The 13,277-nt window shown below is 55.3% G+C and carries 6 protein-coding genes, 2 tRNA genes and 3 rRNA genes; 3 read left to right on the top strand and 8 right to left on the bottom strand.

Translation table 11 applies throughout. The features are described 5' to 3' along the window. The first annotated feature begins 8 nt into the window (after positions 1-8). A complete protein-coding gene (locus AB2B48_RS19395; RefSeq protein ID WP_368299883.1) occupies positions 9-464 on the top strand; it encodes an acetyltransferase in 456 nt (151 codons plus the stop codon). A gap of 133 nt (positions 465-597) precedes the next feature. On the opposite strand, the gene AB2B48_RS19390 is transcribed toward AB2B48_RS19395, so the two are convergent. The 6 genes from AB2B48_RS19390 to AB2B48_RS19365 all read right to left on the bottom strand — a co-directional run bounded on the left by AB2B48_RS19390 (position 598) and on the right by AB2B48_RS19365 (position 7,007). Next, entirely contained in the window at positions 598-1,578 is a 981-nt protein-coding gene (locus AB2B48_RS19390; RefSeq protein ID WP_368301891.1) for an IS110 family transposase, read from the bottom strand. Positions 1,579-1,873: 295 nt separating this feature from the next. Next, positions 1,874-1,989, bottom strand: a 5S ribosomal RNA gene (gene rrf / locus AB2B48_RS19385). Between the two features lie 96 nt (positions 1,990-2,085). Next, positions 2,086-4,993, bottom strand: a 23S ribosomal RNA gene (locus AB2B48_RS19380). A gap of 210 nt (positions 4,994-5,203) precedes the next feature. Then, positions 5,204-5,279, bottom strand: a tRNA-Ala gene (locus tag AB2B48_RS19375). Between the two features lie 42 nt (positions 5,280-5,321). Further along, a tRNA-Ile gene (locus AB2B48_RS19370) sits at positions 5,322-5,398 on the bottom strand. A gap of 69 nt (positions 5,399-5,467) precedes the next feature. Beyond that, positions 5,468-7,007: ribosomal RNA gene (locus tag AB2B48_RS19365) — 16S ribosomal RNA — on the bottom strand. The 16S, 23S and 5S rRNA genes sit together here with 2 tRNA genes alongside, the layout of an rRNA operon. Positions 7,008-7,627: 620 nt before the next feature. On the opposite strand from AB2B48_RS19365, the gene purH reads away from it, so the two are divergent. Both purH and purD read left to right on the top strand, forming a co-directional pair. After that, the gene (purH, locus tag AB2B48_RS19360; protein WP_185669921.1) at positions 7,628-9,217 is read left to right on the top strand and encodes a bifunctional phosphoribosylaminoimidazolecarboxamide formyltransferase/IMP cyclohydrolase; all 1,590 of its coding nucleotides are present in this window, start codon (positions 7,628-7,630) and stop codon (positions 9,215-9,217) included. 15 nt (positions 9,218-9,232) lie between these two features. Beyond that, positions 9,233-10,522 carry a phosphoribosylamine--glycine ligase gene (purD, locus tag AB2B48_RS19355; protein ID WP_368299882.1) on the top strand — a complete coding sequence of 430 codons (1,290 nt, stop codon included), beginning with the start codon at positions 9,233-9,235 and terminating at the stop codon, positions 10,520-10,522. Here purD and zraR read toward each other — a convergent pair. Next, on the bottom strand, positions 10,519-11,850 hold the full coding sequence (zraR, locus tag AB2B48_RS19350) for a sigma-54-dependent response regulator transcription factor ZraR (protein ID WP_368299881.1): 1,332 nt from the start codon (positions 11,848-11,850) through the stop codon (positions 10,519-10,521). The genes purD and zraR overlap by 4 nt on opposite strands. After that, positions 11,847-13,226 (bottom strand): two-component system sensor histidine kinase ZraS, encoded by a 1,380-nt coding sequence (zraS, locus tag AB2B48_RS19345; protein WP_368299880.1) that lies wholly within the window; start codon positions 13,224-13,226, stop codon positions 11,847-11,849. The genes zraR and zraS overlap by 4 nt, the downstream gene beginning before the upstream one ends. Positions 13,227-13,277 lie beyond the last annotated feature (51 nt).

The following is a 13,277-nucleotide window of genomic DNA, read 5'->3' as shown; positions in this document are numbered from 1 at the left end:
GGAGAAAAATGATGATAATTCGACGTTCACAGCGCCATGAGGGCGAACGACTGATTGCGATTTGGTGTCGTTCGGTCGATGCGACGCATGATTTTCTTTCCGTGCAGGATAGGGCCGATATTGAGGTCCAGGTACGGGCATTTCTGCCGGAAGCCCCGCTCTGGGTGGCGGTAGATGATAATGATGTGCCGGTGGCGTTTATGCTGCTGTCTGAGCATCATCTGGAGGCGCTATTCGTCGATCCTGATGCACGAGGAACCGGCGTGGGACGCAAGTTGGTTGAACATGCGCTGTCGCTAATTCCCGATCTGACCACGGATGTTAACGAGCAGAATGCGCAGGCGGTGGTGTTCTATCAGAAGATGGGGTTTGCCGTGACCGGCCGGTCGGAGACGGACGATCATGGGCGACCTTATCCGTTGCTGCATTTACGTTATTGCGGTGCATCCCCGGAGTCGGCGTAAACGCCTCGTCCGGGCTACCAGATCCGTTGTAGATACTGTGAGCGGCAGCAACTCCTTTTCACCGTTGCTTCCCGGATTGCAGGCATAACTTTAACAGCGCCTTCTGGCGCTGTTATCACTTCCCCGTCCGCCTTTATACTACAGGCATCCCATGCTGCAACGCATCGAACGTTTTTCCTGACTTTAATACCCCATAGGCCACCTGCGCCAGCTTACGCATCATTGCACCTATTATCACTTTCGGTCGCTTCCCGTTACCTTCCAGCCTTTCCCTGAACGCTTTTCCCCATGCCGTGTGATACAACGCTGACATCGCCGGCATATATAATGCTCCGCGCAGATGAACCGGTCCTGCTTTGCTCATCCTGCTTGTTCGCATCACGCTGCTCCCCGACTCATGCTGCTTCGGCGTCAGTCCTGCATACGCTGCGAACTGCCGCGCAGTGGCGAACCTCAGCTTCAGTCCCGTGTACGCCAGCAGCACCGCGGCGGTTTTCTCTCCTATCCCCGGGATACTGCTCAGCAGCTTCCGCCGTTGTTTCATATCGGGGTCGTTGTCCGTCAGGTCTTTTATCTGTTTTTCAATGCGCCTCAGCTCTGCTCCCAGACACTGCAGGAGAACATCAATGCTCTCCAGCTGTACTTCCGGTGCAGTTTCCTGGCGGTTTTTCTCCTGAGTCTGCATCTCTGTCAGCGACTGATGTCGTAGCACCAGCGCTTTCAGGGCCCGCTCTGTCGGGTGCGGCGCTTCCCATGCTGGCGGCTTTTTCTCCCGGCAGAAGTGAGCCAGCATACGAGCGTCCACTTTGTCGGTTTTGTTGCGCAGCCCTTCACTGCGGGCAAAGGCAGCGCTCAGGGAAGGGTTGATGATGGAGACGGTATACCCGGCATCGCTCAGATGGGCGGCAGCGTCTTCCATGTAGGTGCTGGTAGACTCCATGCAGACATGAGCATGGCTCACCTCATGGCTACGAAGCCAGCGGACCAGGTCCTCATAGCCCGGGGGAGTATTGGCAAACTTTTTACAGAGATGGCGGCCATCAGGGCGAAGGATATCAACATCAAGTTTAGTTTTAGCGACATCAATGCCGATGAAGTACAGTTCATATTCCATAGTGAAACCCACCTTGCGAATGCGGATTACCGGTAAAAACCGGTCCATGATACTGTCCGGTTTGTCACATGAGAAAGAACGGCGGACCGGTGCAGAATATCTACGGTACAGGCGTGAAAGCCTAAGCCCGGGCACGGCATCCGGACCGCCATCAGAGAGAACTGGCCGGTTCTTTCTGACGAGGTAATCATACAAGCCCGGGCGAACGCAGTGACCCCGGGATTTTCACCGTATTTTCACTTTCCGCAGACGCAAAAAAGCCCATCCGTCGGGATGGGCTTCTTCACTAATTGATGCCTGGCAGTTCCCTACTCTCGCATGGGGAGACCCCACACTACCATCGGCGCTACGGCGTTTCACTTCTGAGTTCGGCATGGGGTCAGGTGGGACCACCGCGCTACAGCCGCCAGGCAAATTCTGTTTATCAGACCGCTTTTCGCGTTCTGATGTAATCTGTAATCAAGCTGAATATCGATGTCTCTTTCGCCAAAACATCTTCGGCGTTGTAAGGTTAAGCCTCACGGTTCATTAGTACTGGTTAGCTCAACGTATCGCTACGCTTACACACCCAGCCTATCAACGTCGTCGTCTTCAACGTTCCTTCAGGACTCTCAAAGAGTCAGGGAGAACTCATCTTGGGGCAAGTTTCGTGCTTAGATGCTTTCAGCACTTATCTTTTCCGCATTTAGCTACCGGGCAATGCCATTGGCATGACAACCCGAACACCAGTGATGCGTCCACTCCGGTCCTCTCGTACTAGGAGCAGCCCCCCTCAATTCTCCAGCGCCCACGGCAGATAGGGACCGAACTGTCTCACGACGTTCTAAACCCAGCTCGCGTACCACTTTAAATGGCGAACAGCCATACCCTTGGGACCTACTTCAGCCCCAGGATGTGATGAGCCGACATCGAGGTGCCAAACACCGCCGTCGATATGAACTCTTGGGCGGTATCAGCCTGTTATCCCCGGAGTACCTTTTATCCGTTGAGCGATGGCCCTTCCATACAGAACCACCGGATCACTAAGACCTGCTTTCGCACCTGCTCGAGCCGTCACTCTCGCAGTCAAGCTAGCTTATGCCTTTGCACTAACCTCCTGATGTCCGACCAGGATTAGCTAACCTTCGTGCTCCTCCGTTACTCTTTAGGAGGAGACCGCCCCAGTCAAACTACCCACCAGACACTGTCCGCAACCCGGATTACGGGTCTACGTTAGAACACCAGCCATTAAAGGGTGGTATTTCAAGGTTGGCTCCATGCGAACTGGCGTCCACACTTCAAAGCCTCCCACCTATCCTACACATCAAGGACCAGTGTTCAGTGTCAAGCTATAGTAAAGGTTCACGGGGTCTTTCCGTCTTGCCGCGGGTACACTGCATCTTCACAGCGAGTTCAATTTCACTGAGTCTCGGGTGGAGACAGCCTGGCCATCATTACGCCATTCGTGCAGGTCGGAACTTACCCGACAAGGAATTTCGCTACCTTAGGACCGTTATAGTTACGGCCGCCGTTTACCGGGGCTTCGATCAAGAGCTTCGCGTTGCCGCTAACCCCATCAATTAACCTTCCGGCACCGGGCAGGCGTCACACCGTATACGTCCACTTTCGTGTTTGCACAGTGCTGTGTTTTTAATAAACAGTTGCAGCCAGCTGGTATCTTCGACTGATTTCAGCTCCATGAGTAAATCACTTCACCTACATATCAGCGTGCCTTCTCCCGAAGTTACGGCACCATTTTGCCTAGTTCCTTCACCCGAGTTCTCTCAAGCGCCTTGGTATTCTCTACCTGACCACCTGTGTCGGTTTGGGGTACGATTTGATGTTACCTGATGCTTAGAGGCTTTTCCTGGAAGCAGGGCATTTGTTACTTCAGCACCGTAGTGCCTCGTCATCACACCTCAGCGTTAATAGCGTTCCGGATTTACCTAAAACGCCCGCCTACATGCTTAAACCGGGACAACCGTCGCCCGGCTAACATAGCCTTCTCCGTCCCCCCTTCGCAGTAACACCAAGTACAGGAATATTAACCTGTTTCCCATCGACTACGCCTTTCGGCCTCGCCTTAGGGGTCGACTCACCCTGCCCCGATTAACGTTGGACAGGAACCCTTGGTCTTCCGGCGTGCGGGTTTTTCACCCGCATTATCGTTACTTATGTCAGCATTCGCACTTCTGATACCTCCAGCATCCCTCACAGGACACCTTCGCAGGCTTACAGAACGCTCCCCTACCCAACAACACATAGTGTCGCTGCCGCAGCTTCGGTGCACAGTTTAGCCCCGTTACATCTTCCGCGCAGGCCGACTCGACCAGTGAGCTATTACGCTTTCTTTAAATGATGGCTGCTTCTAAGCCAACATCCTGGCTGTCTGAGCCTTCCCACATCGTTTCCCACTTAACTGTGACTTTGGGACCTTAGCTGGCGGTCTGGGTTGTTTCCCTCTTCACGACGGACGTTAGCACCCGCCGTGTGTCTCCCGTGATAACATTCTTCGGTATTCGTAGTTTGCATCGGGTTGGTAAGTCGGGATGACCCCCTAGCCGAAACAGTGCTCTACCCCCGAAGATGAATTCACGAGGCGCTACCTAAATAGCTTTCGGGGAGAACCAGCTATCTCCCGGTTTGATTGGCCTTTCACCCCCAGCCACAAGTCATCCGCTAATTTTTCAACATTAGTCGGTTCGGTCCTCCAGTTAGTGTTACCCAACCTTCAACCTGCCCATGGCTAGATCACCGGGTTTCGGGTCTATACCCTGCAACTTAACGCCCAGTTAAGACTCGGTTTCCCTGCGGCTCCCCTATTCGGTTAACCTTGCTACAGAATATAAGTCGCTGACCCATTATACAAAAGGTACGCAGTCACACCCCGAAGGATGCTCCCACTGCTTGTACGTACACGGTTTCAGGTTCTTTTTCACTCCCCTCGCCGGGGTTCTTTTCGCCTTTCCCTCACGGTACTGGTTCACTATCGGTCAGTCAGGAGTATTTAGCCTTGGAGGATGGTCCCCCCATATTCAGACAGGATACCACGTGTCCCGCCCTACTCATCGAGCTCACAACACATGCAATTTTGTGTACGGGGCTATCACCCTGTATCGCCGGCCTTTCCATACCGTTCCACTATCACACATGCTGATTCAGGCTCTGGGCTGCTCCCCGTTCGCTCGCCGCTACTGGGGGAATCTCGGTTGATTTCTTTTCCTCGGGGTACTTAGATGTTTCAGTTCCCCCGGTTCGCTTCATTACGCTATGTATTCACGTAATGATAGTGTGACGAATCACACTGGGTTTCCCCATTCGGAAATCGTCGGTTATAACGGTTCATATCACCTTACCGACGCTTATCGCAGATTAGCACGTCCTTCATCGCCTCTGACTGCCAGGGCATCCACCGTGTACGCTTAGTCGCTTAACCTCACAACCCGAAGATGTTTCTTTCGATTCATCATCGCGCTGCAAAAATTTGAGAGACTCAAACACACTTCAGTCTGTTCTTATTACGGAGAACAGAGTTCAGTGTGCTGTTTCAATTTTCAGCTTGATCCAGATTTTTAAAGAGCAAAACTTCGCAGTGAACCTTTTCAGGTACACTCTGAAGTTTTCTTGGGTTTGTTGCAGTAAAGGATGGTGGAGCTATGCGGGATCGAACCGCAGACCTCCTGCGTGCAAGGCAGGCGCTCTCCCAGCTGAGCTATAACCCCATCGCAAAATGCTAATCTCTGTACCGACAATTCTTGCGAATTTGGTAGGCCTGAGTGGACTTGAACCACCGACCTCACCCTTATCAGGGGTGCGCTCTAACCACCTGAGCTACAAGCCTGCAGAGATTTTTACTGCTAATTTTCATCAGACAATCTGTGTGAGCACTTCAAAGAACGCTTCTTTAAGGTAAGGAGGTGATCCAACCGCAGGTTCCCCTACGGTTACCTTGTTACGACTTCACCCCAGTCATGAATCACAAAGTGGTAAGCGCCCTCCCGAAGGTTAAGCTACCTACTTCTTTTGCAACCCACTCCCATGGTGTGACGGGCGGTGTGTACAAGGCCCGGGAACGTATTCACCGTAGCATTCTGATCTACGATTACTAGCGATTCCGACTTCATGGAGTCGAGTTGCAGACTCCAATCCGGACTACGACATACTTTATGAGGTCCGCTTGCTCTCGCGAGGTCGCTTCTCTTTGTATATGCCATTGTAGCACGTGTGTAGCCCTACTCGTAAGGGCCATGATGACTTGACGTCATCCCCACCTTCCTCCAGTTTATCACTGGCAGTCTCCTTTGAGTTCCCGGCCGAACCGCTGGCAACAAAGGATAAGGGTTGCGCTCGTTGCGGGACTTAACCCAACATTTCACAACACGAGCTGACGACAGCCATGCAGCACCTGTCTCACGGTTCCCGAAGGCACTAAAGCATCTCTGCTAAATTCCGTGGATGTCAAGAGTAGGTAAGGTTCTTCGCGTTGCATCGAATTAAACCACATGCTCCACCGCTTGTGCGGGCCCCCGTCAATTCATTTGAGTTTTAACCTTGCGGCCGTACTCCCCAGGCGGTCTATTTAACGCGTTAGCTCCGAAAGCCACTCCTCAAGGGAACAACCTTCAAATAGACATCGTTTACGGCGTGGACTACCAGGGTATCTAATCCTGTTTGCTCCCCACGCTTTCGCACCTGAGCGTCAGTCTTTGTCCAGGGGGCCGCCTTCGCCACCGGTATTCCTCCAGATCTCTACGCATTTCACCGCTACACCTGGAATTCTACCCCCCTCTACAAGACTCTAGCCTGCCAGTTTCGAATGCAGTTCCCAGGTTGAGCCCGGGGATTTCACATCCGACTTGACAGACCGCCTGCGTGCGCTTTACGCCCAGTAATTCCGATTAACGCTTGCACCCTCCGTATTACCGCGGCTGCTGGCACGGAGTTAGCCGGTGCTTCTTCTGCGAGTAACGTCAATCGCTAAGGTTATTAACCTTAACGCCTTCCTCCTCGCTGAAAGTACTTTACAACCCGAAGGCCTTCTTCATACACGCGGCATGGCTGCATCAGGCTTGCGCCCATTGTGCAATATTCCCCACTGCTGCCTCCCGTAGGAGTCTGGACCGTGTCTCAGTTCCAGTGTGGCTGGTCATCCTCTCAGACCAGCTAGGGATCGTCGCCTTGGTGAGCCATTACCTCACCAACTAGCTAATCCCATCTGGGCACATCCGATGGTGTGAGGCCCGAAGGTCCCCCACTTTGGTCTTGCGACGTTATGCGGTATTAGCTACCGTTTCCAGTAGTTATCCCCCTCCATCGGGCAGTTTCCCAGACATTACTCACCCGTCCGCCACTCGTCACCCAAGAGCAAGCTCTCTGTGCTACCGTTCGACTTGCATGTGTTAGGCCTGCCGCCAGCGTTCAATCTGAGCCATGATCAAACTCTTCAATTTAAGTTTGATGCTCGTGAATTAAACTTCGTAATGAATTACGTGTTCACTCAGAGACTTGGTATTCATTTATCGTCTTGCGACGTTAAGAATCCGTATCTTCGAGTGCCCACACAGATTGTCTGATAAATTGTTAAAGAGCAGTGCAACACGGCTTTCGCTCACTGTTGCGAGGTGGCGTATATTACGCTTTCCTCTTTCAGAGTCAACCCTCATTTTCAGGTTTTTCTCTTCAACCAACCCGGCTAGTTAGTGTGAAGTGATTCACATCCGCCGTGTCGATGGAGGCGCATTATAGGGAGTTTCCTCAGGCCCGCAACCCTTAAATTGCAGAAAAATGACTGACTGCTGAAATCCCCAGCAGAACCCCACCTTATACCCATTTACACACAGAGTTATCCACAAAAATAAGGATCGCTCTCGAGAATCTCCCGGTTTTATCCCTCATCTATAGAGATGAAATAATGGAATTGAGGGAAAGAGAAAAATTCGCGAGCGTTGCGCAAACGTTTTCGTTACAATGCACCCGCAAAACAAGGATGCCCCGTAAGGGGCGTTAGCTGAGTTTTTACGCAAGAATTCACCTAACGCTCTCTGTAATAGTCAAATCCAGGGGATTTACCATGCAACAACGTCGTCCAGTCCGCCGCGCTCTGCTCAGTGTTTCTGACAAGGCCGGTATCATCGAGTTCGCCCAGGCACTTTCCGCACGCGGTGTGGAGCTGCTGTCTACAGGAGGCACCGCCCGCCTGTTAGCAGAAAAAGGTCTGCCGGTGACCGAAGTTTCCGATTACACCGGTTTCCCGGAAATGATGGATGGACGCGTAAAGACCCTGCATCCAAAAGTACACGGTGGCATCCTCGGTCGTCGCGGCCAGGACGATGCCATTATGGAACAGCATCACATTGCGCCTATCGATATGGTTGTCGTTAACCTTTATCCGTTCGCCGAGACCGTCGCCCGTGAAGGCTGCTCGCTGGAAGATGCGGTAGAGAACATTGATATCGGCGGCCCAACGATGGTTCGCTCCGCCGCCAAGAACCATAAAGACGTTGCTATCGTCGTCAAGAGCAGCGACTACGACGCCATTATTAAAGAGATGGATGCGAACGAAGGTTCTCTGACCCTCGACACCCGTTTCGATCTCGCGATTAAAGCCTTCGAACACACCGCCGCTTATGACAGCATGATTGCCAACTACTTCGGCAGCATGGTTCCGGCGTACCACGGTGAGAGCAAAGAAGCCGCGGGTCGTTTCCCGCGTACGCTGAACCTGAACTTCATTAAGAAGCAGGATATGCGCTACGGCGAGAACAGCCACCAGCAAGCTGCCTTCTATATAGAAGAAAACGTCAAAGAGGCATCCGTTGCCACCGCGCAGCAAGTTCAGGGCAAAGCGCTCTCTTATAACAACATCGCTGATACCGATGCGGCGCTGGAGTGCGTGAAAGAGTTCAACGAACCGGCCTGCGTTATCGTCAAGCACGCGAACCCATGTGGTGTAGCAGTCAGCACCTCTATTCTCAACGCTTACGACAGCGCTTATAAAACGGACCCAACCTCCGCGTTCGGCGGCATCATCGCCTTTAACCGCGAGCTGGATGCTGAAACCGCGCAGGCGATCATCTCCCGCCAGTTCGTGGAAGTGATCATCGCCCCATCCGCGACCGAAGAAGCGCTGAAGATCACCGCCGCTAAACAGAACGTTCGCGTCCTGACCTGCGGCCAGTGGGCACAGCGCGTGCCGGGTCTCGACTTTAAACGTGTGAACGGCGGCCTGCTGGTTCAGGATCGTGACCTGGGTATGGTCACCGAAGGTGAACTGCGCGTCGTTTCCAAACGTCAGCCTACCGAGCAGGAGCTGCGCGATGCGCTGTTCTGCTGGAAGGTGGCGAAGTTCGTGAAGTCCAACGCCATTGTGTATGCCAAAGAGAACATGACTATCGGTATAGGCGCAGGCCAGATGAGCCGCGTTTACTCCGCCAAAATCGCGGGCATTAAAGCTTCTGATGAAGGTCTGGAAGTGAAAGGCTCCGCCATGGCTTCCGACGCATTCTTCCCGTTCCGCGATGGCATTGATGCCGCTGCCGCCGTTGGCGTGAGCTGCGTTATCCAGCCAGGCGGTTCTATCCGCGACGAAGAGGTGATTGCCGCTGCCGATGAACACGGCATCGCGATGATCTTCACCGACATGCGCCACTTCCGCCATTAATTCAGGGAGCAGACGATGAAAGTTTTAGTCATTGGTAACGGCGGCCGCGAACACGCACTGGGCTGGAAAGCGGCACAGTCTCCGCTGGTTGATACCGTTTTTGTCGCACCGGGTAACGCCGGTACCGCACTGGAGCCCGCGTTGCAGAACGTGGCTATCGGCGTCACCGATATTCCGGCACTGCTGAGCTTTGCCCAGAACGAGAAGATTGACCTGACCATCGTCGGCCCGGAAGCGCCGCTGGTGATTGGCGTAGTCGATGCGTTCCGCGCTGCTGGCCTGAAGATCTTCGGGCCAACCGAAGGCGCGGCACAGTTGGAAGGCTCCAAAGCCTTCACCAAAGATTTCCTCGCCCGTCACCAGATCCCGACGGCGGAGTATCAGAACTTCACTGAGATTGAGCCTGCATTGGCCTATCTGCGTGAGAAAGGCGCGCCGATCGTTATCAAAGCCGACGGCCTGGCCGCCGGTAAAGGCGTTATCGTGGCGATGACGCTCGAAGAAGCGGAAGCCGCCGTACACGATATGCTGGCGGGTAACGCCTTTGGCGACGCGGGTCACCGCATCGTTATCGAAGAGTTCCTCGACGGCGAGGAAGCGAGCTTTATCGTGATGGTCGACGGTGAGCACGTGCTGCCGATGGCCACCAGTCAGGATCACAAACGCGTGGGCAACGGTGACACCGGCCCGAACACCGGCGGCATGGGGGCTTACTCCCCGGCACCGGTAGTGACCGATGAAGTCCACCAGCGCACTATGGAACGCATCATCTGGCCAACCGTGAAAGGCATGGCGGCAGAAGGGAATACCTACACCGGCTTCCTGTACGCGGGCCTGATGATCGACAAACAGGGCAACCCGAAGGTTATCGAGTTCAACTGCCGCTTTGGCGATCCGGAAACGCAGCCGATCATGCTGCGCATGAAGTCGGATCTGGTGGATCTTTGCCTGGCCGCCTGCGACGGCAAGCTGGATGAAAAAACCTCCGAGTGGGACGATCGCGCCTCGCTGGGCGTAGTGATTGCCGCGGGCGGTTACCCTGGCAACTACAACACCGGTGATGAGATCCACGGCCTGCCGCTGGAATCCTCAACTGACGGTAAAGTCTTCCACGCGGGCACCAGGCTCGCTGACGACGACCGCGTGCTGACCAGCGGCGGCCGCGTGCTGTGCGCCACCGCGCTGGGCCATACCGTGGCAGAAGCGCAGCAACGCGCTTACGCCTTAATGACCGATATTCACTGGGACGGCAGCTTCAGCCGTCGCGATATCGGCTGGCGCGCCATCGAGCGTGAGCAAAACTAACGGCTGAGCTTGGCCAGCAGCGTTTTGCGCGTAATGCCCAACTGACGGGCGGCTTCAGTTTTGTTGCCGCCCGTTTTTTCGAGCGCCGCCAGGATGACCTCTTTTTCCACCTCCACCAGCGGCAGAATCTCATCATCGGCCGACGACAACATCGGTACCGGCGTACCCGCGATCGCCAGCGGCAGCTCGCGCTCAGAGATATAATCTCCCGTCAGCAGCACCACCGCCCGCTCCACCGCGTTTTCCAGTTCACGAATATTGCCCGGCCAGTCGTAGTGAATCAGCAGATCCATCGCCTGCGGGGTAAATCCCTGCACCGCTTTACGGTTGCGCTCGGCGTAGCGTTTCAGGAAGTAGTGCGCGAGAGCGGGAATATCTTCGCGCCGCTGACGCAGCGGCGGCATGTCGATGGTCACCACGTTCAGTCGGTAATAGAGATCCTGGCGAAAGCGCCCGGCGCTAACCTCTTCCGCCAGATTGCGATGGGTGGCGGCTATCAGGCGGACATCCACCGAAATGGTCTGGTTGCTGCCTACGCGCTGCACCTCGCGTTCCTGAATCGCGCGCAGCAGGCGCACCTGCATCAGCGGCGAGATATCGCCAATTTCATCGAGGAATAAGGTCCCGCCACTCGCTTCGACAAAACGCCCTTCCCGCCGCCTATCCGCACCGGTAAACGCCCCTTTCTCGTGGCCGAACAGTTCGGACTCCAGCAAAGACTCATTGAGCGCCGCGCAGTTCAGCGTCACCAGCGGCTTATCGCAGCGCGCGCTGCTGGCGTGTAGGGCTCGCGCCACCAACTCTTTACCGGTGCCCGACTCGCCGTGAATCAGCACCGTGGCATCAGAAGGGGCAACCAGCGCGATATTGTGCAGCAGCGCCTGCATGGCTGGGCTATCGCCGACCATCCCGAACTGAGCCGCGGGAGAAGCTTCAACTGCGCCGTCAGGCTGCCGGGTATGCACCAGCGCCTGTGACAGCGTCTGCTGTAGGTTATCGAAGTCTAACGGCTTGATGAGGTAATCCAGCGCGCCGGATTTTAGCGCCTCAACCGCCGTCCCCACGCTGGAGTAGGCGGTCATGATCAGCACCGGGATCGACGGGTTCCAGGCCTTTATCTCTTTGAGCGTCGCAATGCCGTCCATCTCCGCCATGCGGATATCGCAAAGCACTAAATCAAATACCCGTTGGCGCACCTGTTCCAGCGCCTCCCGGCCGTTATGCGCCAGCGAGACCTGATATCCCCACCCGCGCAGCAGCGCCTCGAGAATAGTGCAGTGGCTGATATCATCGTCCACCACCAGAATATCGCCCTTCTCTACGCTCATCCTTGCTGTTCCTTTTGTTGCTCATTAACCGGCAGATAGAGGGTAAATGTGGCCCCCTCGCCGGGACGGCTATCGGCGTGAATGGTTCCGCCATGCTGCTCAATAATGTTCTGTACCACCGCCAGCCCCAGACCGGTGCCGTCGGCTTTGGTGGTGAAGTACGGGGTGAAAATCGCCTGTAGCTGCTCAGCCGTCATCCCCTTGCCGTTATCGGCGACGGTGACCTTCACGCGACCGTCGCTACACTCATTGGCCGTTACCGTAATCACACCGCCGTGACCTATCGCCTGAATCGCGTTGAGATAGAGATTCAGCAGCACCTGATTCAGCCGGTCCGGGTCGGCCTGAATGCGGCGTAACGCAGGCGGTGGAGTGAACTGCAGCGTAATCTCCCGGCCACGCGCATCCTGGCTGACCAGCTGGAGCGAGTGGGCAATCACCTCGTTGAGATCCACCGACTGCCATTTTAAATGCGCCGGGCGCACCAGCTCCAGCAGGTCGCTAACCACGCGGTTCAGACGGTCAGCCTCTTTCGCCATCACCTGTGCCAGCGCGTAGGCTTCTCCCCCCGGCGGTGTACGTTCAGCAAAGTACTTCGCCAGCCCTTTAATCGATGAGAGCGGATTGCGAATTTCATGCGCCACCCCGGCCGCCAGATGGCCTAAGGCCACCAGCTTTTCTCTGCGGTGGGTCGCTTCCTGTAACAACCTGCGTGAGCGTTGATAGCGACGGAACCAGAACTGCGCGAGGATGGTCGCCACCATCACCAGCCCGGCGGCGCACAGGATCACAATCATATTGCGCAGCCCGCGTGCCTGCTCGGCGTCGAGTTCACGCACATCAAAGGCGACAAAAATCACCTGCGGAGTCGTCACCACCTCCCGCCGCATCATCATGCGCATATGGTGGCCGTTGCCGCTCTCCAGCGGGCGAAATGACCGGTAGACCTCCAGCGCCGGTTCGGGTGTTGCAACGCGTCGTTCACGCACGGCGTCACTAACCTGCAGTTCGTGCATCTGCTGCGCATCGTAGAGCGTCTTGCCCACCTGCTGCGGGTCGCTATGGGCGATCACCGTTCCCTGCTCATCGGTGACGGCAAACCACAGCACGCCCGGCTGCCAGGCCATCTCTTCCAGCATGGCCTGAAGCTGGGCATGATGCATGCGCATTCCCATGCCAACGCGGGTGCCCGACTCCAGCGCGCGAATAAGCACGCTGCCTTTCTCCTGGATGGTTTGCCGGGCCGATGCGCTTTCTCGCCCGTAATCGCGCACGATAAGCGCCGAGAACAGGCAGACCAGCAGCAAAATCACGCCGGTCAGCAGCCAGCTAATACCGGTCGCAACCGAATCCTTCTGTAAACGTATGAGGCTCATGGGGCTTCCTTCTCTTTTCCCGTCATCGTCCCTCAGCAGAAATCATGCCAT

Source organism: Kluyvera sichuanensis, assembly GCF_040930405.1.
GTDB classification, from domain to species: Bacteria; Pseudomonadota; Gammaproteobacteria; order Enterobacterales; family Enterobacteriaceae; genus Kluyvera; species Kluyvera sichuanensis.
Note: the sequence above shows the minus strand (reverse complement) of the source record. Positions and strands in the feature narration are given on the sequence as shown.

Coding starts and splice junctions, on each gene's coding strand:
- AB2B48_RS19395 (WP_368299883.1), top strand. CDS start 9: ATGATGATAATTCGACGTTCACAGCGCCATGAGGGCGAACGACTGATT.
- AB2B48_RS19390 (WP_368301891.1), bottom strand. CDS start 1,578: ATGGAATATGAACTGTACTTCATCGGCATTGATGTCGCTAAAACTAAA.
- purH (WP_185669921.1), top strand. CDS start 7,628: ATGCAACAACGTCGTCCAGTCCGCCGCGCTCTGCTCAGTGTTTCTGAC.
- purD (WP_368299882.1), top strand. CDS start 9,233: ATGAAAGTTTTAGTCATTGGTAACGGCGGCCGCGAACACGCACTGGGC.
- zraR (WP_368299881.1), bottom strand. CDS start 11,850: ATGAGCGTAGAGAAGGGCGATATTCTGGTGGTGGACGATGATATCAGC.
- zraS (WP_368299880.1), bottom strand. CDS start 13,226: ATGAGCCTCATACGTTTACAGAAGGATTCGGTTGCGACCGGTATTAGC.